Here is a 23,138-nt window from a genome sequence, read left to right on the forward strand (position 1 = left end):
GCTCTTCGCTTTCTCTGGTCAGAAGGCCGACGGCGAACAGCCCATCAGCTCAACCGAAGTTGAGGTCAAATGCGCTGGTCAGCGCGGAGCAGGGGAGCGCCAAGGCGGCCGTCGGGCCGACCCGCCCGGAAGCTGTGCCGGGTGCCGGGGGTGGCGCGTCCACACCGCGCATGCCACACTCACTGTTATAGAACTCCTTGTAGAGTTATAGAACGATCGGAGTATGGCATGAGAGACATGTCGCCGTGGCGTGAGCCGGTCCCGCTGGACGGGACGATGGGCGAGCCCCGAGCGCGAGGCCGATTCGGCGAGTACGGCGGACGGTACGCGCCGGAGTCCCTGGTGGAGGCGTGCCGCGAGGTGGACGAGGCGTTCCGGGAGGCCTGGGCGGATCCGGGGTTCCGCGGCGACCTGGCGCGCCTGCTCGCCGTGCACGCCGGGCGGCCGACCCCGCTCACACCGGCCGGCCGGCTGTCGGAGGCGCTGGGCGTGCGGCTGTACCTCAAGCGCGAGGATCTCACCCACACCGGATCCCACAAGATCAACAACGTGCTGGGCCAGGCCCTGCTGGCCACCCGGATGGGACGGCGCAGGCTGATCGCCGAGACGGGAGCGGGCCAGCACGGGGTGGCCACCGCGACCGCCGCCGCGCTGCTCGGGCTGGAGGCCACGGTGTTCATGGGCGAACGCGACATCGAGCGGCAGGCGCTGAACGTCTTCCGCATGCGCATGCTGGGTGCCGAGGTGATCCCGGTGACCACGGGCAGCCGCACCCTCAAGGACGCGACCAGCGAGGCCATGCGGCACTGGGTGGGCGCGACCGCCGACTCCCACTACTGCGTCGGCTCGGTCGTTGGGCCGGATCCGTACCCATGGATGGTCAGGGAGTTCCAGCGGATCATCGGCGACGAGGCCCGCGGGCAGTACGCCGCCGAGCTGCGTACCGGCATCCCGGACTACGTGGTCGCGTGCGTCGGCGGCGGCTCCAACGCGGCCGGCACGTTCGCCGGATTCGCCGACACCCAGGCGCGGCTGGTCGGTGTCGAGGCGGAGGGCGGCGCCGGGGCGGCCCGCGGCCGGCTCGGCGTCCTGCACGGCTGCCGCTCGCTGTTCCTGCAGGACGACGACGGGCAGATCACCGAGGCACACTCCATCGCCGCCGGGCTCGACTACCCGGGAGTCGGCCCGGAGCACGCCCACCTGCGCGACCTGGGCCGGGCCCGCTACGCCACGGTGACCGACGACGAGGCGATCGCCGCGGCGGTACGGCTGGCGCGTACCGAAGGCATCGTCCCGGCGCTCGAATCGGCGCACGCCCTCGCCTGGGTGATCCGCGCGGCGGGCAGCGGCGACCTGCCCGCAGGATCGACGGTGCTGATGACGTTGTCCGGCCGGGGCGACAAGGACGTCTCAACCCTGAAGGAGCTGCTGTGACGAACCCCACCGTGGCCGCGGGCCCGGTCGAACGCCACCTGCGTGCCCGCCGTGACACCGGCCGCGGCCTGCTCATGCCGTACGTCACCGGGGGGATCACGCCTGGCTGGACGGACTACCTGCGGGCGTTCGCCGCGGCCGGGGCGGACGCGATCGAGGTCGGCCTGCCCTTCTCCGACCCCACGCTGGACGGCGTCACCATCCAGCAGGCCAGCGGCATGGCACTGGCCCAGGGGACGAGCACCCGCCGGATCCTCGCCGACCTGTCCGGCATGGCGGACCTGGATGTGCCGCTGGTGGTCAGCACCTACTACAACCTGGTGCTGCACGACGGCCCCGAGGCGTTCTGCGCCGCGCTGCGCCGGGCCGGCGTCGGCGGCCTGATCGTGCCCGACCTGCCGGTGCACGAGGCGGACGAGCTGACGGACGTGGCCGCCGACGCCGGGATCGACCTGGCCCTGCTGGCGTCGCCGGCGACGCCGCAGCCGCGGCTGGCGGAGATCTCGGGCCGCAGCCGCGGATTCGTCTACGCGGTGTCGCTGATGGGCACCACCGGTGAGCGGTCCACCCTCGCCGCTTCGGCGGCGGAGCTGACCGAGCGGGTCAGGCGCGTCACCGACCGGCCGGTCTTGCTAGGATTTGGGATTTCCACCCCGGAGCAGGCACGCGAAGCCCGCCGGCACGCCGACGGCGTGGTGGTCGGCGCCGCGGTCATGCGGCGAGTGCTCGACGGGGCTGGGCCGGACGACCTGCGGGTCTTCCTCGCGACCCTGCGGCAAGCCCTCGACCAGGAGTGTGACCGACCACGATGACCCCCGACGCCGGGCACGAGGCGAGATACCGCGCCATTGCCGCCGACCTCGCCGCGAAGATCCGGTCGGGACACTACGCTCCCGGTGAGGCCCTGCCGCCGCAACGGGAGCTGAGCGTCTCCTACGGGGTGACCCTCATGACGCTGCGCCAGGCGTTGCGGGAGCTCAGCGACGAGAGGCTGATCGTGCAGCAGCCCGGCAGGGGTACGTTCGTCGCCCCGCCGCACCTGGCCTACCAGCTCGACTCGCTCCGCAGCCTGGTCGACGACCTGCTTAAACAGGGCCACGACGTGCGCACCGCGGTGGCCGGGCGGGCGGTGCGCCGGGCCCCCGCCCGGATCGCCGCGGAGCTGCGGCTGCGTCCCGGTGACACCGCCCTGCGGCTGGAGCGGGTCCGCGAGTTCGCGGGGCGTCCCGCCGTGCACCAGGTGTCCTGGGTCCGCCGGCCGGTGGCCGACCAGATCCGCGACCGCGACTTCACCGCCGTCTCCCTCTACACGGCCCTCGCCGACGCGGGAGTGACGGTCGCCAGGGCGTCCGAGGTGGTCCGGCCCGGTTTGCTCGACCCCGCCGCCGCCCGCCACCTCCACGAGCCGCAGGGCAGCCCGGTGCTCGTCAGCTCCCGGATCACCTACACGCTCGACGCCACGCCCGTGGTGTCCGACCAGGCCACCATCCTCGGCAGCATGATGGAGATCCGCACCGAACGCGCCGCCACCGGCCTCTCTCTCACCTGGGGCGCCACCAGCTGAGAAGCTTCTGCGCGACGAGCAGGATCTCGCCGGTGTTCTATGATCACGGGTCTATGAGCCAGTTGCCCACGCTGTCCGCCACGCAAATCCCTTCGGAACGACTCCTGCTGCGCGGAGCGCAGGATGCCGACCGTGAAGAACTCATCGAGCTCCTCACCGATCCCGAGGTTCAGGAATACCTCGGTGGTCCCCGGCTCCGGAGTGACGTCGAGCAGCACTTCGACACGGCAATCGCCAACGCGACACCCAGGCCCGGCAATTTCGTCATCGCGGACAACACGACGAACCGACTTGTCGGAACATTGATGCTCGCCCGCCGGTCGGCCGATCGCCCCGGGTATGTCGCCGAGAATGGCGAGGCGCTGGAACTGGGCTATGTACTGCGGCGCAGCGCGTGGGGCGCGGGGTTCGCATTCGAGGCCGCCACGGCCGCGTTGCGCGCTGCGGCCGGCGAACTCCCCGACCAGCCGGTCCTGGTCGTGACCCAGACCGCGAACAAGCGATCTCTGAAACTCGCCGCCCGCCTTGGTTTCCGCCCCGTCAGCACGTTCGAGGAGTTCGACGCCGAGCAGACGCTCTGCACGGCTCCCCTGTCCCTGTTCCACATCTGATCACAGCGGGCCTGCAGACCAGGTCAGCTGCCCCTCGGGGCCGGGTTCCGGCGCTGCCGATTCCGCCCACGATAAATCCCCCTTTCCGCTTCCGCGATGGGCATGCCGGGACACCGTCGCAGCTGGCATCGTCAGATCATGGCTGCCGCGAGCCCCCGACTACCGGGGGCCTGGTTCTGACAGCGGCGCGGGTGCCGGCGGTGTTGGACGAGCGGCTCCCTGCGGTCACCCACCTGCCCGCGGACCGGCCGTACGCCGGTGGCGTACGGCCGCGGTCAACGAGTCAGGTGATGCGGTGGCGTGTCTGGTTACCTCGTCTCGCCAGGTGGCCGTGTTAGCGGGGATGGACGGTTACGGTCGCGCCAGCAAGGGGAGGGCGGCGAAGGCGTGCCCGGCCCACAACTCACGGGAGCTCTCCTCCGGATAGGTTGTCGTGCCCGGCTCGGTGTCGATGACCCAGGTCTGCCTGTTCTGCGGCTCGTACGCCGGCCAGCCCGGATCCCCGGTCGTGGCGAAGGCGATCCAGGCCGCTCGGACCCGGGCCGACAGCTCGGCCGCGGCCGGCGGCGGCTCCTGCCCGAGCAGCAGGCCTGCCGCTCCAGCGGTCAGGTTGCCGAACGTCAGCGGCAGGCCGAGCCCGTGGCAGGCGCCGAGGACATCGCCGCCCATGCCGGGGGCCGGCCAGGTCAGCTCGTACAGATGGGACCGGCCGCCGTGCCTCTGGTGGGCTTCGGCCAGCCGGACGGAAGGCATCCGGAACATCCAGTCGGAGTGCACCAGCTCGTACAGCATCTCTTCGTCGGCCCTGGGGTAGGCGGCCCGGTAGGCCTGCGGGTCCGGGGCGAGCTCACGCAGCGCGGTGGCCGCCCGCTCGGCGGTGATCTGACCGGTGTCGCCCATGATGGCCATGAACAGCCGGTACTCGTCGCGGGTGTGCCCTGCGATCAGTTCCACATCGCGCGCGGCTCCGTCCGCCAGTGACCGCCACGGCACCGCGGGCAGCACCTCGCCGTCCACGACCGGCGCGAACGGCGACCGGACGTAGGCGACCCGGCCCCACTGCGGGTAGCCGCCTACCTTGTCCGCCACCGCGTCCCCGGCGTCGATCAGCCGCTCCGGCGACAGGCGCGCGATTTCGCCCGCGAGCGGGGCCAGGCCCAGCTCACCGGCTACGGCGGCGGCGATGTCGGCGGCCAGTTCGGCGGAGAAGAACAGAGCCGGCACGCTCTGCGCGATCGCCCTGCGGAACAGGCCGGCGGCTCGGGGCATCGTCATCAGCGCCGCGATGCTGCCGGCTCCGGCGGACTCCCCGAAAACGGTGACCCGGTCCGGATCTCCGCCGAAAGCCACGATGTTGTCGTGCACCCAGCGCAGAGCGGCCACCTGGTCCAGTAACCCGCGGTTGGCCGGTGCCCCCTGGAAGTGCCCGAAGCCCTCGGCGGAGACCCGGTAGTTGAAGGTGACCACGATGACGCCGTCCCGGGCGAGCACCCGGCCGTCGAAGACCGGGTCGCCGGACCAGCCGTACATGTAACCCCCGCCATGGATCCACACCATCACCGGCAGCCGGGCGGTGCCCAGGTCGGGGGACCAGACATTGACGGTCAGCCAGCCGCCGTCCGCGCCGTCCGCGCCGGAGGCGCCCAGCAGCCTGGACTGCGGCGGCGGCGGACCGAACGCGCCGGCCTCGCGCACGCCGTCCCACGGCTCGGACGGCACCGGTGCGGCCAGCCGCAGCGCGCCCACCGGCGGGCGCGCGAACGGCACGCCGCGGAAGACGGTCACGCCATCCGCCATCCGCCCGCGCAGCCTTCCCGTGGTCACCCGGACCTCGGGGTCCGCGGATCCGATAGCGCCCATGGCACACTCCTCTTCCGGGGTGCCGGCTCCCACAGCCAGTCGCGGCCATCTTCGCCCGAACCGCATGCTCGCCGCACCTCGATTCTTTCCGGCTCCCGCAGGACGTGCGGGGGAGATCGGCCCCGGTCGGGGTCCGCGCTATCGCCGCGCTAACCGCCCGCGAATGCCCGCCCCGATGATCGCCACAACCGTCAGCAGGTAGGGATATGAGGAGGCAGGACGTGGGAGTGCTCATCGACAGAGCTCTGGCGCTGGTGGTCCCGGAGGTGGGGGCGTCGGCGGTGTGCAGATACCAGTACAGGTGCATGGGCGGCTGGCGCAGGAGGCTGTGCTGCTCCTCTTCCGGCGACAACTGCACGCCCTGGGAGCTGGTCAGCGCCGCCTGCCCAGTCTAGGGAGAAGGTCCGCCACGGGCCGTGCCGTCAGAGGCGGGAAAGCCATCGCCGCGCTGCCGATCCCGGACGCGCGGGTGATCCGAACCGAAGGTTGTTGATCGCTGACGGGCCGGGCTCGGAAAGCAGGAGCCCGGCCCGTGAGCTGCCGCAGGGAGAGGTCTCTACCACCGTCCGTGATTCGGACAGTCTATTCATGCGATTTCGGTTGTCCATCGAGCCTCCAAGACCCTAGCGTGATCGCGATCATGCCTCTTGGGGCGCCTCCTCCAGTCAAGGAGCGATGTTCGCATGTCCGGATTCGAAGCAGATGAGCGACGCGGCCAGGTCAGCAGGCGCACGCTCGCGGGTGGTTTAGCCGTCACGGGCATGGGCGCCCTGTCGATGTGGGGCGCCGGCCCGGCCGAGGCCAATACCGACCCTTCGGTCTACAGCGTCGACGTCAAGGACTACGGCGCGAAGGGTGACGGCACCACCGACGACTCCGACGCCATCAAGGCCGCGGTCACGGCGGCCCTGTCCGGCCGCAGCAGCGGGGTCGTCAGGAAGGAGGTCTTCTTCCCGCCGGGCAACTACAAGATCACCAAGAAGGACACCCTGATGTGGTCGCCCACCTCGGGGAACGCCGACCAGGTCTTCGGCCTGCGCTTCCGCGGCGGCGGCCCCCGGGTGACGAACATCAACTTCGCCACGAACTTCACGGCGAACGCCGACCCGCGCGAGAACAACCTGATCACCGCCGCGGTGCGGTTGCGGTACGCGTACTTCGAGGACATGAGTTTCCAGTCCAACAACGCCAACAACCGCTTCGCGTACTACTGGTCGGTGGACACCATCGACGCGAACTCGCAGTACCCCGCCTACGGCAACGGCCAGAACCAGTACTTCGTGTACAAGAACGTCGAGTGGAAGGGCCCCTGGGACCGGGTCATCGGCATCGACGGCGACCACGAGGCCAACAACAACAGCGAGCACCACTTCATCCTGTGCACGACCGACACCGTCTCCGTCTACACCGACGCGTTCCTGCACTGCGGGATCTCCAGCCCGTCGAGCCGCAACCAGCAGAACCAGTTCCTCAACTTCTTCATGCTGTCGTGCAACTTCGCCCTGGCCGGCGGCGACTTCTTCCGCTTCGACCGCGGCGGCTCGATCAACGTTCTCGGCGGTTCCTGGTCGATGGTCGGCTCCAACCCGGCCCGCTACTTCTACATGCCCCTGGCCAACGGCGAGCTGAGCGCCACCCGCCTGAACGTCCAAGGCGTGCGCTTCGAGCCGAAGAGCGCCAACCACAAGATCATCGACTGCAACTGGAGCAACGGCCACGTCACCTTCACCTCCTGCTCCGACATGGCCGCGCTGCAGGTGGCCGGGGCGGCGAGCTACAACCTGCACCGCTACGGGACCACCTCCGGCAAGATCCCCATCGTCCGCTACCAGGACTGCTCCCTGGCCGGCAATCACCTGGTCGACGGGGCGGGCACCAGCCTGACCAACGGCAAGATGATCTACGAGGGCTGCCGTTTCTACCACACGAACACGGCCGTCAGCACGACCTCGGGCACCGCGTTCCTGCGTTACGCCAGCGCCCCGGCCCGCTACGCCTTCCGCGACTCCTGGGCCACCGCCGACGTCTCCGGCTGACCCGCCACCCCGGCCCTGCGGTGTGATCACGGGGCAGGCCGCCGGGCATCCTGCGGGATGCCCGGCGGATCGGCCGTCACCTGCGGCGGGCGTGCCAGTTGAGGTAGGCGACGGAGCTCAGGTAGGAGCCGTACTGCGGCTCGACGGCGCGGGCGTCGTAGATCGAGCGGGAGTGGGTGAACACCGCGTCGTCCCACTGCGCGACCGCCATCCAGCGGGGCGCCTGAAGGTACTGCCCGGGGGTGGTGGCGCCGCCGGTGCCGTCGACGCGCACGTAGGCGGTCGGGTGGCCGTCCTCGCCGGTCGGGGCGATCAGGTTCTTGGTGTACGTGCGCGCGAACCTGGCCATGTCCCCGCCCGTGAAGAACAACTTGTTGCGGAAGGCGGCGGCGGCGAACTCGACGTCGATCGCGCCGTGGCTGAGGTCCTCGATGCTGCGCACCGGGTTGCTGGACGGAGTGTACTCGGAGACGCCGTCGCTCTTGGCGAAGCCGTTGTACGTCCTGCCGAACGCGGGCCAGTACGACCACACGTAGGCGTCGTCGGCGTCGACCGTGAGCTCGCGGGCGAACATGCGGGCCATCCGTCGGGTCCGGTCCCGGTAGAACGGGTCGCCCGTGGCCGCCGCCAGCTCGGCGTAGGTCTGGCCGAGTGCCAGGCCCTGGTTGGTGGGCTGCTCGGTGCCGTCGTAGCCGAGCGGGGTGCCCTTGTTCCAGACGAAGTAGCCGTACCCGTCGTCGGTCTGGCGCCACTCGTCGTCGTGCACGGCCGCCGCGTCCCGCGCCGCCTTCAGGTACTCGATCGCCTTGCGCCGGTACTTCGCGACGGCCGCCAGCCGGGGATCACGCAGGACGATCTTGGCGAACGACGCCATCGGGTAACTGATCATCCCGGTGTGCACGGTGAAGACGACCGGCTGCGAGACGAACGGGGTCGCTCCCGGCGCGGGCGCCGCGTCGCCGGACGGTGCGGGCCGCAGGTCCTTGGCCGTCACCCGCGTCGGCGTCGGGAAGGCGTCGAGGATCCGGCGCACCGCGTAGTCCGCCGCCGCCGGGTCCAGCGACAGGTCGGGGAAGGTGGCGACCAGGTTGGTCCGGTTGTTCCTGACCTCCAGGGTGAAGCGGCCCTCGGAACCGCCCGCGGTGACGGTGGCGACCGCGTCGTTTGCGTAGGTGAGCGAGGTGCGCACCTCCAGCAGCGGCGTGCCGTCGGCGCCCTTCAGCGTGACGGTCCCGACGGTGTACGGCGCCCCGGCCCGCCAGGCCGGCAACGAGCGGCCGCGATAGTCGCTCACCCCGCGCACCGAGTCGCGACCGGCCAGCACCAGGTCGATGTTGGTGATCAGCCGGTCCAGGTAGTGGGTGTCCCGGTAGGCCTCGTACATGCGGATGAATCCGGCCAGGATGTACGACTGACCCCAGGCCAGCCCGCCGGCCTCGTTGGTGTCGCTCGGCTGCCCGGCGGCGCCGCTCTGGTGGAAGGTCCGGTCGAACAGGTCGAACGTCTCGCGCGCGGTGTAGTCGTACCCGGCCGCCGCCGCGGCGCGGGCGCTTCCGGTGAGGGGCGCCAGGATGCCCATGGCCAGGGCGCCGGTGGTGAACTGCCTGCGGGACAGATGCATGGAACGAGCCTTCCGAGGGGGGTGGGACGCGGCGTCAGCCCTTGACCGCACCGCGCATGCCTTCCAGGACGTGGCGTTGCATGAGCATGAAGAAGACGATGACCGGCAGGATCGAGATCACCGTGCCGGCGGCGAGACTGCGGACGTCGGTGCCCGTGATGCCCGCCAGGTAGGCGATGCCGAGCGCGATGGGGTAGAGCGAGGAGTCCTTGAGCACGACCATGGGCCAGATGAAGCTGTTCCAGACCGAGATGAAGCCGAAGACGCCGAGGATGGCCAGGGTGGGCCGGGCGGCGGGCAGCATGATGTGCCAGAAGATGCGCAGCTCGTGGCAGCCGTCCGTCCTGGCGGCGTCCACCACCTCGCGCGGCACCCCGGCGAAGGTCTGGCGGAGCAGGAAGATCCCGAACGCCGAGAGCACCCCGGGCAGGATCACTCCCAGATAGCTGTCGGCCATCCCGATCTGGGAGACGACCAGGAACCTGGGCAGCAGCATGACCTCGCCCGGCATGAACATCGTGGCCAGGATCGCGAAGAAGATCAGGCTCCGGCCCCGGAAGCGCATCTGCGCGAGGGGATAGGCGCACAGCGCCGACACCAGGATGTACAGCGGCACCGTCACGCCCACCAGGAGCACGGAGTTGAGCAGGTAGCGCAGGAAGGGGATGGCCGTCCACGCCTCCTCGGCCCAGGTGAGCACGGGCGGCCGGGGGATGACGTCGGGCGGGAAGGAGAAGACGGCCTGTCCGGCCGGTTTGAGCGCGGCCGACAGCAGGATGAGGAAGGGGCCGACGAAGAGCAGGGCGATCGCGACGAGCAACGCGTACATGCCCGTGCGCCGCGCGTAGAAGCCGAGCCTGTGGATCAACGCTCCGCCTGCTTTCCGCCGGTGAGCCGATAGTTGAGCAGGGCCATGACGATCAGCAGCACCCACAGGACGAGGCCGACGGCGCTGGCGTAGCCCATGTCGTACTTCTCGAACGCCTCGGACCAGATGTAGTAGCCGAGCATGAGCGTGGCGTCCTGCGGCCCGCCCTTCGTCATGACGAACACCGTGGTGAAGGCCTGCATGGCGTCGAGCATGGCCATCGTGATCGCGACCGCGATGTAGGGCATCATGAGCGGCACCGTGATGCTCCGCATGCGCCGCCAGGCGCCCGCCCCGTCGACCCGCGCGGCCTCGTACAGGTTGGCGGGGATCGTCTGGAGGCCGGCGAGGTAGATCATCATGTAGACGCCCATGCTCTTCCAGCCCTCCACCAGGATGAGCGCGGGCAGCGCCCAGGTGGGGTCGAGCAGGAACTGGATGGGCTCGTCGAGCAGGCCGAAGCCGGTGAGCAGCCAGTTGAGGACGCCCTGCTGGTGGAAGACGTAGTTCCAGGCCACCGCCACCGCGACCATCGAGGTCACGACGGGCAGGTAGTAGAGCATCCGGAACGTCCTGATCCCCGGCAGTTTCTGGTTGATCAGCGCGGCGAGCGGCAGCGGGAGCACGACCAGCAGCGGGAAGAGCCCGAGCAGGAACAGCAGTGAGTTGCGCAGCGCCGTCCAGAAGCGGCTGTCGCCGAGGATCCTGACGAAGTTGTCCACGCCGGTGAAGACGGGCGGGCTCACCCCGTCGTAGTCGGTGAAGGAGAGCTGCAGTGCGGTGATCGCCGGCCAGGCGAAGAAGACGCCGAACAGCACGAGGGCCGGGATCGGAAAGAGGTACGGCGTGTACCAGCGCTGTCCGGGAATCCGGCTGATGGCCATCGGCATCACATCCCTCAGAACCTAATTGTGCTGGCCGAAGTTCCGATAAAAACTGGCCAGAATGTGGACGGAGCCTATAAACGGGCGGCAAAAGGCGTCAAGGTCCACGTGGGAAGAGACTTGACGGAGAGAGCAGTCGCCTGCCAGGGTGCCGAAAGAAGCATTAAGGACGGCCATAACAGCCAGGAGGTCCGCGGTGATGAGAACAGGCGCCTTAACGGCAGGAGCGCTCGCCCTGGCGCTCCTGACGTCCGGCTGCGTCGCCGGCACGTCGGGCGGCACCGCGGGAACGGCCGACGACCAGCCGTTCGAGGGCGAGGTCGAGTTCTGGACGATCAACCTGAAGAAGAACTACGGCGCCTACATCGACGGCCTGATCGCCCAATACGAGAAGGACCACCCCAAGGTCACCGTGAAGTGGGTCGACGTGCCCGGCGCGGACATGGCGACCAAGCTGCTCGCCGCGGTCGCCAGCGGCGACGTCCCCGACGCCGTCAACCTCGCCTCCAGCGATCTGGGCAGGTTCGTCCCGTCGCTGGCCCCGCTCGACGCCCTGGTCAAGCCCGCCGACCTGGCCGACTTCCAGCCGAACCTGGTCGAGCCGCTGCGCGTGGACGGCAAGCTCTACGCCGTGCCCTGGTACAACGGCGGCACCCCGGTGGGCATCTACCGCAAGTCCGTCGTCACCAAGGCCGGCTTCGACGAGAAGGCCCCGCCGAAGACGTACGACGAGGCGCTGGCCCTGGCGGACAAGGTCTACGCCGAGACGAAGGTCTACGGCACCAACGACATCCCCGGCATCAACGCCGCCTCCGTCCTGCGCTACTACGGGGTCGACCTGCTGTCGGCGGACAAGAAGAAGGCCGCCTTCAACACCCCCGAGGTCGCCGAGCTGCTCGCCACCTTCAAGCAGAGCTACGACAAGCACGGCATCGCGCCCGGCTCGATCTCCAAGGACGTGCGCAACTTCCCGCAGAGCCTGGAGAACGGCCAGCTCGCCATGTCCGCGAGCACGTTCGCCGCCACGCTGCTCAACATCCAGAAGAACGCGCCCGACGTCTACGACGACCTCGCGATCACCGAGCCGGTGCGGACCGAGACCGGCGGCTACCTGCTGCTCGCGCAGCAGACCTTCGCCATCCCCAAGGCCTCCGCGCACCAGCGGGCCGCGGCCGAGTTCATCAAGTTCTTCGCCAACGGCGCCAACCAGCTCGCCTTCTGCAAGCTGGTGCCGATCTACCCCTCGACGATCTCCTCGACCAAGGACCCCTTCTTCGCCGGCCAGGGTGGCGACGACCCGATGGACGCGGCCCGCCGCGTGATCGTGAAGGGACTGCCGAAGCTGGAGTACACCCCGCTCGGCACGTTGAAGGACATGGAGCTGTCGGAGTCGCTGGCCGAGGAGCTGAGAGCCTTCCTCCAGGGCTCCAAGACCGCCGAAGAAGCACTCAAAGCCGCCGAGAAGCAATGGAACGAAGCACTTGCCTAAGCTCAGAATCGGGATCGTCGGGGCCGGGATCATGGGTCGCGGGCACGCCGAGGTCCTGGCCGCCCACCCGTACGCCGAGATCACCGCGGTCGCCCGCCGCCCCCTCGACCAAGCCCCGCAGGCGGCGCTCTACCCCGGCTACCGGGAACTGCTCGCCTCCGGCACGGTCGACGCCGTCTCGATCACCACACCCGACCACCTGCACGCCGACGTGATGGTGGCCGCCGCGGAGGCGGGCGTGCACATCCTGGTCGAGAAGCCGTTCACCACGACGGTCGAGGACGCCGACCGCTCCGTCGCCGCGATCCGGCAGGCGGGCGTGAGCGCGATGTGCCTGTTCAACCACCGCTGGGTGCCCGCGTACGCGCAGGCCAAGGAGCAGATGCCGCTCATCGGCGAGCCCGTCGTGGGCTACGCCCGCAAGGACGACACCATTCACGTGCCCACCGAGATGATCGGCTGGGCCGACCGCACCACCTGCGCGTGGTTCCTGTCCAGCCACGACATCGACCTGGTCACCTGGCTGTACGACGACCGCGTCGTCGAGGTCTTCGCCACCGCCCGCTACGGCAAGCTGCGCGGGCTCGGCATCGAGACCCCCGACGCCATGCAGATCCAGGCCAGGTTCGCCGGCGGCGCGGTGGCCACGTTCGAGTCGGCCTGGATCTATCCCAGCACCTTCCCGACCATGGTCGACAGCTACGTCACCGTGGCAGGCGAGTCGGGCGTCATCCAGCTCGACCGGCAGAAGGAGAACATCCAGCTCGCCACGGAGCAGGGCTACTCCTATCCGAGGAACATGTTGCAGCGGGTGGTGCACGGCGTGCCCGCCGGCGCCTACCGCGACGCCATCCACCACTTCGTCGACTGCGCCCGTACCGGCGCCGAGCCTCTCGTCAGCGTGGAGAGCTCGCGGCACGTGACCGCCGTGCTCGCCGCCGCGCACGAGTCGGCCCGCACGGGGCTGCCGGTGAAGCCGGCATGACTCACGTGGAGAAACCGCCGCACGTCGACCCCGAGCGGATGCGGCACATCAGCGACGCGGCGCTGCTCGACGCGCTGGGCGCGGCGGACGTCGCCGAGGCCAGGCCCTGGCGGCGGCCCCGCCCGGTGGCCGCGGCGCTGCCCGCGGCCGGCGCGGACGAGCTGATCGGGGCCGAGGTCGACTTCCTCGACAAGGGCCACGGCCGCTCCCGGCTGTACGGCTTCCACTACCTGCGCTGGATGAGCCCGCTGGTCACGGCCTACGCCGAGACCGGCGACCCGCGCTACGCCGCCGAGTGGGACCGCCTCTTCCGCCAGTGGTACGACGGCCGTGACCAGGTCCGGGGCGACTGGCCCGGCCTCGACGTCATCTGGTACTCGCTCGGCGTGCGGGCCCGCGCCATGTACGTCACCGAGGCTCTGGCCGTCCTCGCCGACGAGCCCGCGCTGAGCGACGGCTGCTGGCTGCGGATGATGAAGACCGTCCTCGGCGGCGCCCGCTGGGCCGCCGAGGAGCACGACGCGTTCAGGCACGGCAACTGGCAGTTCGCCACCGCCTGCGAGCTGCTGCACACCGCCAGGATCTTCACCGATCTGCCCGAGTCGGCCGGCTGGGCCGCCGTCGCGACGGACCGCGTCCTGGAGCACCTGGAGCACGACGTACGGGCCGACGGCGGCCACCACGAGCGCTCGCCCGGCTACCACGGCATGTGCCTCGAAGGGCTCGCCCGGGCCGCGGCCGTCGAACCCGAGCTCGACACGCACCCCCGCTACCAGGCCATGCGCCGCTGGCTGACGATCCTGTCGACGCCCGCCGGCTGGGTGCCGCACCTCCAGGACAGCGGCGTCGTCTGGCTCGACGGCGACCGGCCCGCCGAGGGCTCGCACAACCTGGCGGCCAGCGGCTACGCGACCTTCCGGCACGACCACTTCCACACGGTGATCAACTACGGTCCTTACGTCGGCCACGAGCTGGAGCCGCACAGCCACCACGCCGCGCTCGACTTCGTGTTGTCCGGCTGGGGCGTGCCGCTGGCCTGGGAGGGCGGTGGCCCGCCGTCCTACGACGACCCCGGTTACTACGACTGGTACCAGGCGACCAGGGCCCACAACACCCTGCTGGTGCCGGGCCAGGAGTACACCGAGGACCGCCGCGCGGCCTGCGACGTGTACTCCGTCACGCCGGAGGCCGACCTCTTCGCCGGGCACCACCACGGCTTCAGCGCCCGGCACGACCGCGAGATCCGCTTCGTCAAGGGCCCGTCGCCGTACTGGGTGATCACCGACCGGATCGACGCCGAGGCGATCTGGCAGATTCACGGCCTCTCGCCGTGGACCCCCCACGCCGGCGGCCACATCAGCGGACATGGTCCCGGGATCCTCGTTGTCTCCCTCGAACCGCCCGACGAGATCCTTTACGGGAGCGGCCCCGCCAGGATCCCCGACCCGGCGACGCGGACGGCCGAGTACGGCGAGATCCACTCGCTCGGCCTGCGCCGCCGCGACGGCCGTTTCACGGTGGGCGTGTTCCCCTTCCGCGACGAGCCGCCCGCGATCCCTGACGGTTGGACGGTCCATGCTCATCGACGCTGACGCCATGCTCGGCCGCCACCCCCGCAGGGACACCGGCCCGGGCACGGTCACGCGGGCACTGGCGGGGATGGACCGCTTCGGCATCGCCGAGGCCGTGGTGAGCCACACGCTGTCGTGGCTGCACGACCCAGGGACGGGCAACAGGGAGCTGCTCGGCCTGGTCGCGGCCGAGCCCAGGCTCCACCCGTGCTGGGTGATGCTGCCCGACACGTGCGGGGAGACGGGCACGCCCGCCCAGTTCGTCGCCGCCGCCCTCGACGGGGGCGTCCGCGCCGTCCGCGCCTACCCCGCCGACCACGGCTACGACCTGGCGGGCAGGGACGCGGCGCCGATGCTCGGCGCGATCGCCGAGGCCGGGCTGCCGCTGCTGGTGGACGCGCCGCAGATCGGCTGGGCCGCCGTGGAGGCGATCGCGGGCGCGCATCCCGGACTGGCGATCGTGATCGGCTCGCTCGGCTACCGCCTGCTCAGGCAGGCGGCCGGCGTGCTGTCGCGCACCGGCAACGTGCACCTCGGGCTGGCCAACCTGTCCTCGCACCGCGGGCTCGAATGGCTCGCCGAGCGGTACGGCGCGCACCGCCTCGTCTTCGGCACCGGGGCCCCGCTGCGCGACCCGGCCGAGGCCGTGACCCGGCTGCTCTGGGCCGAACTCGACGACGACGCCGTGGCCGCCATCGGCTCCGGCACCCTGCTGGGACTGCTGAAGGCGGAGGCCGCGTGAACCCGCTCGTGTCCGCGCTGCGGGAGCGGCGCCCTCAGACCGAGGTCCGGATCGTCGACGCGCACGCGCACGCCGGCCCGTACAGCCTGTTCTTCATCCCCGACGCGGGACCGGAGGCGATGGTCAGGGTCATGGACCGGTGCGGTGTGTCGCACGCCGTCATCTCCAGTCACCTGGCGATCCAGCTCGACGCCGCCGCGGGCAACGCCGCCACCGCCGCGGCGGTGGACCTCGCGCCCGGCCGTTTCACCGGCTACCTGACCGTCAACCCCTGGCAGGACCCGGTGGGGGAGCTGGAGAAGTGGGGTGGCGACGAGCGCTTCGGCGGCATCAAGCTCCACCCGGACCTGCACGACTACCCGCTCACCGGCCCGCGCTACGCCCCGGTGTGGGAGTTCGCCCAGCGGACCGGCTGCCCCGTGCTCACCCACACCTACGACGGCTCGGCGTACAACGACCTGCCCATGGTGGAGGAGGTGGCGGCGGCCCACCCCGGCGTGGTGATCCTCGCGGGACACGCCGGGGCCACCCCGCTCGGTTTCGAGCTCGCGATCGAGGTCGCGCTCCGGCGGCCCGGGGTGATACTGGAGGTCTGCGGCTCCTTCAACACCGGCGCCGACATCTCCAGAATGGTGCGCGAGGTGGGCGCGGACCGGGTGGTGTACGGGTCCGACTTCCCGTTCATCGATCTCCGGATGTCGCTCGGCCGGGTAATCTTCAGTGACCTTGCCGAGCATGATCGGGCGGCGGTGCTCGGCGGAACGATGACCCGCCTGCTTCGATGGCGTTCGGGAGTGGGGTGATCAGCAACATGGATCGGCTGCGTCCCGAGACACGGTCCAGGGTAGGGATCGGGGTGGTGGGCCCGCACGACCTCGTCGAGCAGATCGTGATGGTGGGGGCCGACCTGCCCGCCGCCGCCGACTGGCGGCTGGTGGGCGCCCCGCACGCCGGGGAGCACGAGACCTACGAGAAGTTCTCCCGGATCGCGGACAGCATCGACGTCGTCCTGTTCACCGGCCCGCTCCAGCACGACCTCGCCAGGCAGGCGGGTGAGCTGCCCGTTCCCGCCACGCACGTCCCGATGAGCGGGGCCGGCCTGTACGCCGCCCTGCTGCGCGGGGTGCTCACCCAGGGCATCGACCCGGCCAGGGTGAGCATCGACTCGCTGCCCGCCGCCGACGTGGACGAGGCCTACGGTGAGATCGGGGTCGGCACCGCGGGCGTCCACCTGTCGGAGTACGACGAGCCCGAGTCCGTCCGCGGCTTCATCGGCTTCCACGAGCAGCTCTACCGGCAGGGCGCCACCACGGCGGCGCTGACCACGATAAGGAGCGTCGCCAAGGCGCTGACCACCGCCGGGGTGCCCGCCCTGCGGATGATGCCGACCACGCACACCCTGCGCCTGGCCCTCAACACCGCCGCCCTGCTCGGCACCGGCAGCAGGCTGGAGGAGGCGCAGATCGCCATCGTCGTGGTCGAGCTCGCCACCTCCGCCCGGCCCGGCTACTCGGGGCCGGGCAACTACTGGCAGCAGGAGCTCAAGCTCAAACTGCACCAGGCGCTGCTGGCCGACGCCCGGCTCATGGGGGCGACCGTGGCCCCCAGGGACGAGAACAGCTATGTCGTCACCGCCACCCTCGGCGCGCTCGGCCAGGCCACCGACGGGCTGCGGGCGGCGCCGTTCATGGACCGGATCCGCTCCGACACCGGCGTCGAGGTCGAGGTCGGCATCGGCCTGGGCAGCACCGCCAGGGACGCCGACGCCAACGCCATGGTGGCGGTCGAGAAGGCGCGCAACGCGGGCGCGGCGGCCGCCTACCTGGTGGGCGTCGACGGCGCCGTGCTGTCCCTTCCGGTACGCCGGCGCAGGCGTGCCGAGGTCGAGCCCGCCGTCACCACCAAGGCGGCCCAGCTGCTGGAACGGCTGATCCAAGGGCTCGACGACGGGCCGGACGCGATGGTCGTGGACGCCGAGATCGTCGCCGACGTGCTGGCCATCGCGCCGCGCAGCGCCCGCCGGGTGCTGCAGAGCCTCGCGGAGGAGGGGCTGGCCTGGCCCGTGCCCCCCGTCAAGGGAGCCCAGGCGGGGCGGCCGCGCCAGCCGTACCGGCTGGTGCGGGCCTGACCTCCTGGGCGGTGTCCTTCACGCGTCGCCCAGCCGTACCCGGTCGCCGTACCCGGCCAGCAGTTTCTCGTTGTGCGCGTCGCCGCCGGGGGTGTTGGCGGATCTGTAGACGGGCGGTTCCTGTCCGGCGGCCAGGAACCTGCCGGTCACGTCGGCCACCAGGAGCTGGGCGATCAGGATGCCGGTCACGTTCGACACCGGGCAGACGGCGCCGCCATCGGGCAACGGCACGGCCGCGTCCCCGTACGGCGCCCCGTTGTCGATGACCACGTCGGCCAGCCCGTCCAGCCGCACCCGCCTGCCGCCGGCTCCCTCGCGGGCGGCGGCCTCGGCCGTGTGGGCCCGCGAGGTGATCGCGATCACCGGGTGCCCGCGTTCGCCCGCCAGACGGGCCATCTCGACGATCGCCGCGTTGCCGCCGGAGTTCGAGATGATCACGAAGACGTCGGCGGGCTCGATCTCGGCCAGCTCCCAGATGCGCAGTGCCAGCCCCGGTTGCCGCTCGATCTTCGGGTCGAGGATGTCCTGTGGGGAGGCGTCGCCGTAGTAGGCGAGGTCGCGAATGCCCAGCTGGTTCGCCGGGACCAGCCCACCGGCCCGCCCGACCAGCTCCAGCGCGACCGCCCTGGAGTGCCCCGTGCCGTACGCCTGCACCACCCCACCGGCCCGCAGCCCGTCGTAGACGAGGCGTCCGGCCTGTTCGATCGCCGCCCGCTCCGCGCCGAGCACCCGCTCCACGGCGGCCCTGGCGACCTCCGCGTACGCGCTCTGGTCGATCACATGTCCTCCATCAGTTGTCGTGCGGCCCCGGCCAGCATCTCAGCGCTGCCCGGGGCCACCTGGCTCACCAAAACTTCGTACCCTCGGCGTAGGACAGGCCGGGCCTCTCGTGCACCTCCCGGATCCGGCCGCCGCTGGCCAGGCCGAGGCGCAGCCCCGTCTGGCCGCCGTCGATCGCCAGGTCCATGCGCCCTCCATCACGAGCAGGGCCGGAGGCCGGCCTTGCGGTATTCGGTCGGGGAACAGCCGACGTGCCGCCGGAACGCACCGCGCAGCGCCTTCGCGCTCAGGTAGCCGGTGCGGGCCGCGATGACGTCGATGGGCAGCGGCGAGGTGCTCAGCAGCCGGCGCGCGTGTTGCAACCGCAGGCCGGTGAGGTGGCGCAGGAAGGTAGTGCGGCGCTCCTCGGCGAACAGGTGGGAGATGTAGAACGGGCTCGCGCTCACCGCCGCCGCCACCGTCGTCAGGCGCAGCCCCGGATCGGTGTAGTGCTCGGCCAGGTACGCCTCGGCCAGCGCCAGCACGTCCCGGCGCGGAGGCGGCGGCATGAGCCGGCCGAGCGTCTCGCGCAGCCAGATGTGCAGGTAGGAGCGCTCGTGAATATCGCCGACCGAGACGATGTCCTCGATCGGCAGCCGGGCGCACGCCTCCACCCAGTCGGTCGAGCCGTCGGTCAGCCTGGACCGGTTGGCCACGTCCACCACGAACAGCAGTTGCCCGATGAGCCAGTTGCGCAGCGTCCGGGGGTCCACGTCCGGCTCGCGGGCGCACCGGTCCACCCATCCCGCGAGCAGGCCCGCCGCACCGTTGTGGTCGCCGGCGCGTACCCGCCTGGAGAGCTCCTGCTCGATGCGGACGGGAGGCGCGAGCGGCACCCGCGCGGGCGGCGGCGGGGCGATCACCCGGTCGCCGCCGAGCACGAGCTTGTAGTCGTTGGCCAGCCTGGCGTCGTGCTCGGCCGTCCCGCCGCCCGCCAGGCTCGGCGGGCCGAGGCTGACGGTGGCGGTCCACGCCGTCTCGCGCACCATGCACGCGCGCACCTCCTCCGCCAGCGCCGCCGCGTCGCTCATGAGGGCGTCGGGGTCGGCTCCGGTCAGCAGGACGAGCCACTCCTCGGGCGGCTGCGGCCGGCAGGTGGCCCCGGGACGGCTACGGGTGGCCGCCCGCACCACCTGGTCGGCGTGCTGGAGCTGGCGGCGCGCCCACGACCTTCCCCGAGCCTGCTCGGAGGCCATGTAGTCGTCGATGTCCACCAGGGCAGCCACAGCGTAGTCCATGCCTCTACTTTAGGCGGACCGAAATTTGACCGTATTTACCAGCGTGCCGACTCCTGCCACCGTTGCCCGCATGGTGTCGCCGTCCTTGAGCGGGGCGATTCCGGCCACGGTTCCGGTCGCGATCAGGTCTCCGGGCATCAGGGTCATCCCGTCGGACAGGTCCTCGATCAGCCGGGGGAGGTCGAAGACCATCTGCTTGGTGTTCGCCCGCTGCCTGACCTCGCCGTCGACCTCCAGGACCAGCTCCAGGGCCTGCGGATCCGGCACCTCGTCCACCGTCGCCAGGAACGGGCCGGCCGGTGCGAAGGTGTCGAACCCCTTCGACTGGTCCCATGGCGCGTTCCTGGCGATGTTGGCGAGCTGCAGGTCGCGGGCCGTCATGTCGTTGATCACGGTGTAGCCGGCCACGGCCTCCTGCCACCGCTCCGCGGGCAGGTCCCTGGTGACCTGGCCGATGACGACCGCCAGCTCCACCTCGTGCTCCAGATGGCGGGTACGGGCGGGCGCCACCACCGGCCGGTTGTGACCGGTGAGCGCGGACGGCGGCTTGAAGAACAGCACCGGCTCGGGCGGCACCTCCATGCCGCTCTCCTCCGCGTGTGCCCGGTAGTTCAGGGCCAGACAGCAGATCTTCGTGCAGGTCGCCACCGGCGGCTCGAAGAGCACCGCGCTCTGGTCCAGCAGCGGCCCTGACGAACGCTCTCCCGCCAGCTCGGTGAGCCGGTCGAGTCCGTACGCGCTCAGGGCGGCCACCGGGTCGTCGCCGAGGTCGGCGAGGCTGAGCAGGCCGCCGTCCGGGTGCAGGGCCACCAGTTCGACGGGGCCGGAGGGGGTTCGCCGAATACGTCCAAGGAACATGACCGCAACCCCATCAAGGGCCCGCGACCACCACAAGCACCGAAATTTGCGCTGACAACCCGCTTCTTGCCCTCTTTCTTGTGGGCCGGTGACATCTCACCGTTTGATGGTCGGCATGACCCGGACACTGGACGTCAGTCGTGACCTGTACACCACCGCCCAGCGCCACCTCGCCGGCGGCGTTTCCAGCGACGCCCGCCGCATGGCCGGCGTCCCGCTCTACGTGGACCGGGCGGCGGGCGCGCGGCTCTGGGACGTCGACGGCAACACCTACCTCGACTACGTGCTCGGCCAGGGGCCGGCGCTGCTCGGCCACTGCCCGCCCGCGGTGGTCGAGGCCATCACCGCGCAGGTGTCCCGGGGGATCGTCTACTCCGCCCAGCACGCGGCGGAGGCCCGCGTGGCCGAACGGCTCTGCGCCATGGTGCCCTCGGCCGAGCGCGTCAGGTTCAACACCGTGGGCTCGGAGGCCGTGCACGCCGCCTGGCGGCTGGCGCGCGGCTTCACCGGGCAGCCCAAGATCCTCAAGTTCGAGGGGCACTACCACGGCTGGCTGGACCCGGTCCTCTACAGCGTGCATCCGCCGCTGGAGGCCGCCGGGCCCGCCGACCGCCCCGCCGCCGTTCCCGGTACGGCGGGCCAGCCGGAGGCGGCCGACCTGGTGGTCTGCCCATGGAACGACATCGACGCCCTGTCCAGGCTGATGGACGAGCACGCGGGGCAGATCGCCGCCGTGGTCACCGAGCCGGTGCTGTGCAACACCGGCGCCATCGAGCCGGACCCCGGCTACCTCCAGGCGGTGCGCGAGCTCTGCGACCGCCACGGCAGCCTGCTCATCTTCGACGAGATCATCACCGGTTTCCGGCTCGCTCCCGGCGGGGCCCAGGAGTACCTCGGCGTCTCCCCGGACCTGTCGGTGTTCGGCAAGGCGATGGCGGGCGGGATGCAGGTGTCGGCGCTCGCCGGACGCGCCTTCGTGATGGACGCCATCTCTTCCGGCAAGGTCGCGCACGCGGGCACGTTCAACTCCCAGCCCATCGGCATCGCCGCGGCCGAGGCGACCCTGCGCATCCTCGACGAGCAGCGGGAGGAGGTGTACGGCACCCTGTACGCGCGCGGCCGGGAGCTGATGCGCGGCCTGACGGAGGCGGCCGCCAAGGCGGGGGTCCCGATGCTGGTCGACGGGCCGGGGCCGGTCTTCCAGACCTACTTCACCGAGGCGCCCGCCGTGCGGAACTACCGTGACTTCGCAGCGACGGACCGGGCCATGATGGGCCGCCTGCACGCCGCACTGCTCGACCAGGGGGTCAACATGGTGCCGCGCGGCCTGTGGTTCCTGTCGACCGCGCACACCGAGGCGGACATAGCCGACACCGTCGAGGCGTTCTCGGCGGCCCTGAACTCACTCTGATCACCACGGCCGCCGCTGGACACGAATACGGTGCTCCTCCCTCTCCGAGCGGCTATGGTGCGCGATACCCGAATTGATCTGGATCTCAGGGGGCGCGCCGTGCTGAATGTGGGGGAGCCCGACTGGGCGTCCGTGGGGAAGGCTCTGCTCAAGGTCCTGGCCGTCACCGCGGTGCTCTGCCTGTCCTTTCGCGTGGTCGACAAGGTCGCATGGCTGTTCATCGACGACGATGAGCGGATGGCCCGGGTGTACGCCACAACCGCTCGCGTCGCGAACCCCGACAAGCGCCTCTCCTACGGTCAGTCCGAATGGGGCGGGTTGCTGGAGTCGACCTACACGCTGCAGGGAGAACCGCGCAGGATCGGTCCCAGCAAGGGTGAGACGGAATATCAGATCACGGAGAACGTGTTCGGTGCCGTCCGGGCGCCCTCCCTCGACGGGCCGTCCGGCAGTCTGGGCACCGCGATCGATGCCATGTATCTGGATGAGGATGATGCCGTGTTCGACGGGCTGCGGGCGGAAAAGGCGCGCAAGGCCATGGACGGGCTTCCACAGTCGCTCGAAGCCGTCGCGGTCGTGGAGTTCAAGGACGCGATGACCACTGAACGGCTTGTCGGCTTCCAGCACAGGCACAAGATCTGCGGAGGGGAGGACCTCTCTTACCTCTACTACCCCTCCTATTACGACGATTCGGCTGATCCACCCTCGCAGAACGCGGTCGTCTGGAACCGTGGCATGGCCAAGGAGCCGTCCTGGCAGGACCTCACCTATCAGTGCGCGAGCGAGCCCTATGTGGCGCTGACGGAGTTCCGCAGATGGGTCGGGCTGCTCGACGAGAAGGACGACTTCGAGGCGTTCGGCCTGACCTACGGCTGGCTTACCGAGGCGGCCGAGGACGGGTTGGTGTACGGGCTCGTCGTCGACGGCTGGCAGGTCGCCGACCTGCGCAAGCTTCTCGACGACCCGGAAGTGCGGATCGTTCACCTCGCCGATGTCGCCTTCGACCTTGGATGAGAGGC

At 70.7% G+C, this 23,138-nt stretch carries 22 protein-coding genes; 14 read left to right on the forward strand and 8 right to left on the reverse strand.

Annotation, left to right across the window (positions count from 1 at the left end):
• Positions 1 to 228: 228 nt before the first annotated feature.
• Genes trpB through ACFPZ3_RS59020 form a run of 4 tightly spaced genes read left to right on the forward strand, consistent with a single transcriptional unit; the run spans position 229 to position 3,609 of the window.
• Positions 229 to 1,434 carry a tryptophan synthase subunit beta gene (gene trpB / locus ACFPZ3_RS59005; RefSeq protein WP_417629174.1) on the forward strand — a complete coding sequence of 402 codons (1,206 nt, stop codon included), beginning with the start codon at positions 229 to 231 and terminating at the stop codon, positions 1,432 to 1,434.
• Positions 1,431 to 2,246, forward strand: coding sequence for a tryptophan synthase subunit alpha (trpA, locus tag ACFPZ3_RS59010; RefSeq protein WP_379523214.1), 816 nt, complete (start codon positions 1,431 to 1,433; stop codon positions 2,244 to 2,246). The genes trpB and trpA overlap by 4 nt, the downstream gene beginning before the upstream one ends.
• Positions 2,243 to 2,998 (forward strand): GntR family transcriptional regulator, encoded by a 756-nt coding sequence (locus ACFPZ3_RS59015; protein WP_379523215.1) that lies wholly within the window; start codon positions 2,243 to 2,245, stop codon positions 2,996 to 2,998. Before trpA ends, ACFPZ3_RS59015 begins: the two co-directional genes overlap by 4 nt.
• Before the next feature lie 53 nt (positions 2,999 to 3,051).
• Positions 3,052 to 3,609 carry a GNAT family N-acetyltransferase gene (locus ACFPZ3_RS59020; protein WP_379523216.1) on the forward strand — a complete coding sequence of 186 codons (558 nt, stop codon included), beginning with the start codon at positions 3,052 to 3,054 and terminating at the stop codon, positions 3,607 to 3,609.
• Positions 3,610 to 3,960: 351 nt separating this feature from the next.
• Here ACFPZ3_RS59020 and ACFPZ3_RS59025 read toward each other — a convergent pair whose 3' ends face one another.
• Positions 3,961 to 5,469, reverse strand: a complete 1,509-nt coding sequence (locus tag ACFPZ3_RS59025) for a carboxylesterase/lipase family protein (RefSeq protein WP_379523217.1) — start codon at positions 5,467 to 5,469, stop codon at positions 3,961 to 3,963.
• 221 nt (positions 5,470 to 5,690) lie between these two features.
• Here ACFPZ3_RS59025 and ACFPZ3_RS59030 point away from each other — a divergent pair, with 221 nt between their 5' ends.
• Complete coding sequence (locus ACFPZ3_RS59030; RefSeq protein ID WP_379523218.1) at positions 5,691 to 5,864, forward strand: hypothetical protein; 174 nt, start codon at positions 5,691 to 5,693, stop codon at positions 5,862 to 5,864.
• A 288-nt stretch (positions 5,865 to 6,152) separates the two neighbouring features.
• Positions 6,153 to 7,505 (forward strand): glycosyl hydrolase family 28-related protein, encoded by a 1,353-nt coding sequence (locus ACFPZ3_RS59035; protein WP_379523219.1) that lies wholly within the window; start codon positions 6,153 to 6,155, stop codon positions 7,503 to 7,505.
• Positions 7,506 to 7,581: 76 nt separating this feature from the next.
• Here ACFPZ3_RS59035 and ACFPZ3_RS59040 read toward each other — a convergent pair whose 3' ends face one another.
• Genes ACFPZ3_RS59040 through ACFPZ3_RS59050 form a run of 3 tightly spaced genes read right to left on the reverse strand, consistent with a single transcriptional unit; the run spans position 7,582 to position 10,878 of the window.
• Positions 7,582 to 9,126 carry a hypothetical protein gene (locus ACFPZ3_RS59040; protein WP_379523220.1) on the reverse strand — a complete coding sequence of 515 codons (1,545 nt, stop codon included), beginning with the start codon at positions 9,124 to 9,126 and terminating at the stop codon, positions 7,582 to 7,584.
• Between the two features lie 34 nt (positions 9,127 to 9,160).
• Positions 9,161 to 9,994: a carbohydrate ABC transporter permease gene (locus ACFPZ3_RS59045; protein WP_379523221.1), complete on the reverse strand. Its 834-nt coding sequence runs from the start codon at positions 9,992 to 9,994 to the stop codon at positions 9,161 to 9,163.
• Complete coding sequence (locus ACFPZ3_RS59050; protein ID WP_379523222.1) at positions 9,991 to 10,878, reverse strand: carbohydrate ABC transporter permease; 888 nt, start codon at positions 10,876 to 10,878, stop codon at positions 9,991 to 9,993. The genes ACFPZ3_RS59045 and ACFPZ3_RS59050 overlap by 4 nt, the downstream gene beginning before the upstream one ends.
• A gap of 199 nt (positions 10,879 to 11,077) precedes the next feature.
• On the opposite strand from ACFPZ3_RS59050, the gene ACFPZ3_RS59055 reads away from it, so the two are divergent.
• From ACFPZ3_RS59055 to ACFPZ3_RS59080, 6 genes are read left to right on the forward strand one after another with little or no spacing between them, the layout of a single operon-like run.
• Complete coding sequence (locus tag ACFPZ3_RS59055) at positions 11,078 to 12,367, forward strand: ABC transporter substrate-binding protein (RefSeq protein WP_379523261.1); 1,290 nt, start codon at positions 11,078 to 11,080, stop codon at positions 12,365 to 12,367.
• Positions 12,360 to 13,352: a Gfo/Idh/MocA family protein gene (locus ACFPZ3_RS59060; protein WP_379523223.1), complete on the forward strand. Its 993-nt coding sequence runs from the start codon at positions 12,360 to 12,362 to the stop codon at positions 13,350 to 13,352. Before ACFPZ3_RS59055 ends, ACFPZ3_RS59060 begins: the two co-directional genes overlap by 8 nt.
• Positions 13,349 to 14,944 (forward strand): heparinase II/III domain-containing protein, encoded by a 1,596-nt coding sequence (locus ACFPZ3_RS59065; protein ID WP_379523224.1) that lies wholly within the window; start codon positions 13,349 to 13,351, stop codon positions 14,942 to 14,944. Before ACFPZ3_RS59060 ends, ACFPZ3_RS59065 begins: the two co-directional genes overlap by 4 nt.
• Complete coding sequence (locus ACFPZ3_RS59070; protein WP_379523225.1) at positions 14,928 to 15,665, forward strand: amidohydrolase family protein; 738 nt, start codon at positions 14,928 to 14,930, stop codon at positions 15,663 to 15,665. The genes ACFPZ3_RS59065 and ACFPZ3_RS59070 overlap by 17 nt, the downstream gene beginning before the upstream one ends.
• Positions 15,662 to 16,468, forward strand: coding sequence for an amidohydrolase family protein (locus tag ACFPZ3_RS59075; protein WP_379523226.1), 807 nt, complete (start codon positions 15,662 to 15,664; stop codon positions 16,466 to 16,468). Before ACFPZ3_RS59070 ends, ACFPZ3_RS59075 begins: the two co-directional genes overlap by 4 nt.
• Complete coding sequence (locus ACFPZ3_RS59080) at positions 16,447 to 17,793, forward strand: GTP cyclohydrolase IIa (protein ID WP_379523227.1); 1,347 nt, start codon at positions 16,447 to 16,449, stop codon at positions 17,791 to 17,793. The genes ACFPZ3_RS59075 and ACFPZ3_RS59080 overlap by 22 nt, the downstream gene beginning before the upstream one ends.
• Positions 17,794 to 17,811: 18 nt before the next feature.
• On the opposite strand, the gene ACFPZ3_RS59085 is transcribed toward ACFPZ3_RS59080, so the two are convergent.
• The 4 genes from ACFPZ3_RS59085 to ACFPZ3_RS59100 all read right to left on the reverse strand — a co-directional run bounded on the left by ACFPZ3_RS59085 (position 17,812) and on the right by ACFPZ3_RS59100 (position 20,708).
• On the reverse strand, positions 17,812 to 18,573 hold the full coding sequence (locus tag ACFPZ3_RS59085) for a sugar isomerase domain-containing protein (protein WP_379523228.1): 762 nt from the start codon (positions 18,571 to 18,573) through the stop codon (positions 17,812 to 17,814).
• Positions 18,574 to 18,637: 64 nt separating this feature from the next.
• On the reverse strand, positions 18,638 to 18,760 hold the full coding sequence (locus ACFPZ3_RS59090) for a hypothetical protein (RefSeq protein ID WP_379523229.1): 123 nt from the start codon (positions 18,758 to 18,760) through the stop codon (positions 18,638 to 18,640).
• Between the two features lie 10 nt (positions 18,761 to 18,770).
• A complete protein-coding gene (locus ACFPZ3_RS59095; protein ID WP_379523230.1) occupies positions 18,771 to 19,850 on the reverse strand; it encodes an AraC family transcriptional regulator in 1,080 nt (359 codons plus the stop codon).
• Positions 19,851 to 19,859: 9 nt separating this feature from the next.
• Complete coding sequence (locus tag ACFPZ3_RS59100; protein WP_379523231.1) at positions 19,860 to 20,708, reverse strand: fumarylacetoacetate hydrolase family protein; 849 nt, start codon at positions 20,706 to 20,708, stop codon at positions 19,860 to 19,862.
• Positions 20,709 to 20,823: 115 nt separating this feature from the next.
• Between ACFPZ3_RS59100 and ACFPZ3_RS59105 the strand changes: the two genes are divergently transcribed.
• On the forward strand, positions 20,824 to 22,119 hold the full coding sequence (locus ACFPZ3_RS59105) for an aspartate aminotransferase family protein (protein ID WP_379523232.1): 1,296 nt from the start codon (positions 20,824 to 20,826) through the stop codon (positions 22,117 to 22,119).
• Positions 22,120 to 22,173: 54 nt separating this feature from the next.
• Positions 22,174 to 23,133 carry a hypothetical protein gene (locus ACFPZ3_RS59110; protein WP_379523233.1) on the forward strand — a complete coding sequence of 320 codons (960 nt, stop codon included), beginning with the start codon at positions 22,174 to 22,176 and terminating at the stop codon, positions 23,131 to 23,133.
• The last annotated feature ends 5 nt before the right edge of the window (positions 23,134 to 23,138 follow it).

It is taken from the genome of Nonomuraea insulae, from assembly GCF_042656245.1.

Excerpts from the sequence above, each read along its gene's own strand:
- trpB (WP_417629174.1), top strand. The coding sequence starts at position 229 with ATGAGAGACATGTCGCCGTGGCGTGAGCCGGTCCCGCTGGACGGGACG.
- ACFPZ3_RS59015 (WP_379523215.1), top strand. The coding sequence starts at position 2,243 with ATGACCCCCGACGCCGGGCACGAGGCGAGATACCGCGCCATTGCCGCC.
- ACFPZ3_RS59020 (WP_379523216.1), top strand. The coding sequence starts at position 3,052 with ATGAGCCAGTTGCCCACGCTGTCCGCCACGCAAATCCCTTCGGAACGA.
- ACFPZ3_RS59025 (WP_379523217.1), bottom strand. The coding sequence starts at position 5,469 with ATGGGCGCTATCGGATCCGCGGACCCCGAGGTCCGGGTGACCACGGGA.
- ACFPZ3_RS59035 (WP_379523219.1), top strand. The coding sequence starts at position 6,153 with ATGTCCGGATTCGAAGCAGATGAGCGACGCGGCCAGGTCAGCAGGCGC.
- ACFPZ3_RS59040 (WP_379523220.1), bottom strand. The coding sequence starts at position 9,126 with ATGCATCTGTCCCGCAGGCAGTTCACCACCGGCGCCCTGGCCATGGGC.
- ACFPZ3_RS59050 (WP_379523222.1), bottom strand. The coding sequence starts at position 10,878 with ATGGCCATCAGCCGGATTCCCGGACAGCGCTGGTACACGCCGTACCTC.
- ACFPZ3_RS59055 (WP_379523261.1), top strand. The coding sequence starts at position 11,078 with ATGAGAACAGGCGCCTTAACGGCAGGAGCGCTCGCCCTGGCGCTCCTG.
- ACFPZ3_RS59065 (WP_379523224.1), top strand. The coding sequence starts at position 13,349 with ATGACTCACGTGGAGAAACCGCCGCACGTCGACCCCGAGCGGATGCGG.
- ACFPZ3_RS59070 (WP_379523225.1), top strand. The coding sequence starts at position 14,928 with ATGCTCATCGACGCTGACGCCATGCTCGGCCGCCACCCCCGCAGGGAC.
- ACFPZ3_RS59080 (WP_379523227.1), top strand. The coding sequence starts at position 16,447 with ATGGCGTTCGGGAGTGGGGTGATCAGCAACATGGATCGGCTGCGTCCC.
- ACFPZ3_RS59090 (WP_379523229.1), bottom strand. The coding sequence starts at position 18,760 with ATGGACCTGGCGATCGACGGCGGCCAGACGGGGCTGCGCCTCGGCCTG.
- ACFPZ3_RS59095 (WP_379523230.1), bottom strand. The coding sequence starts at position 19,850 with ATGGACTACGCTGTGGCTGCCCTGGTGGACATCGACGACTACATGGCC.
- ACFPZ3_RS59100 (WP_379523231.1), bottom strand. The coding sequence starts at position 20,708 with ATGTTCCTTGGACGTATTCGGCGAACCCCCTCCGGCCCCGTCGAACTG.
- ACFPZ3_RS59105 (WP_379523232.1), top strand. The coding sequence starts at position 20,824 with ATGACCCGGACACTGGACGTCAGTCGTGACCTGTACACCACCGCCCAG.
- ACFPZ3_RS59110 (WP_379523233.1), top strand. The coding sequence starts at position 22,174 with ATGGTGCGCGATACCCGAATTGATCTGGATCTCAGGGGGCGCGCCGTG.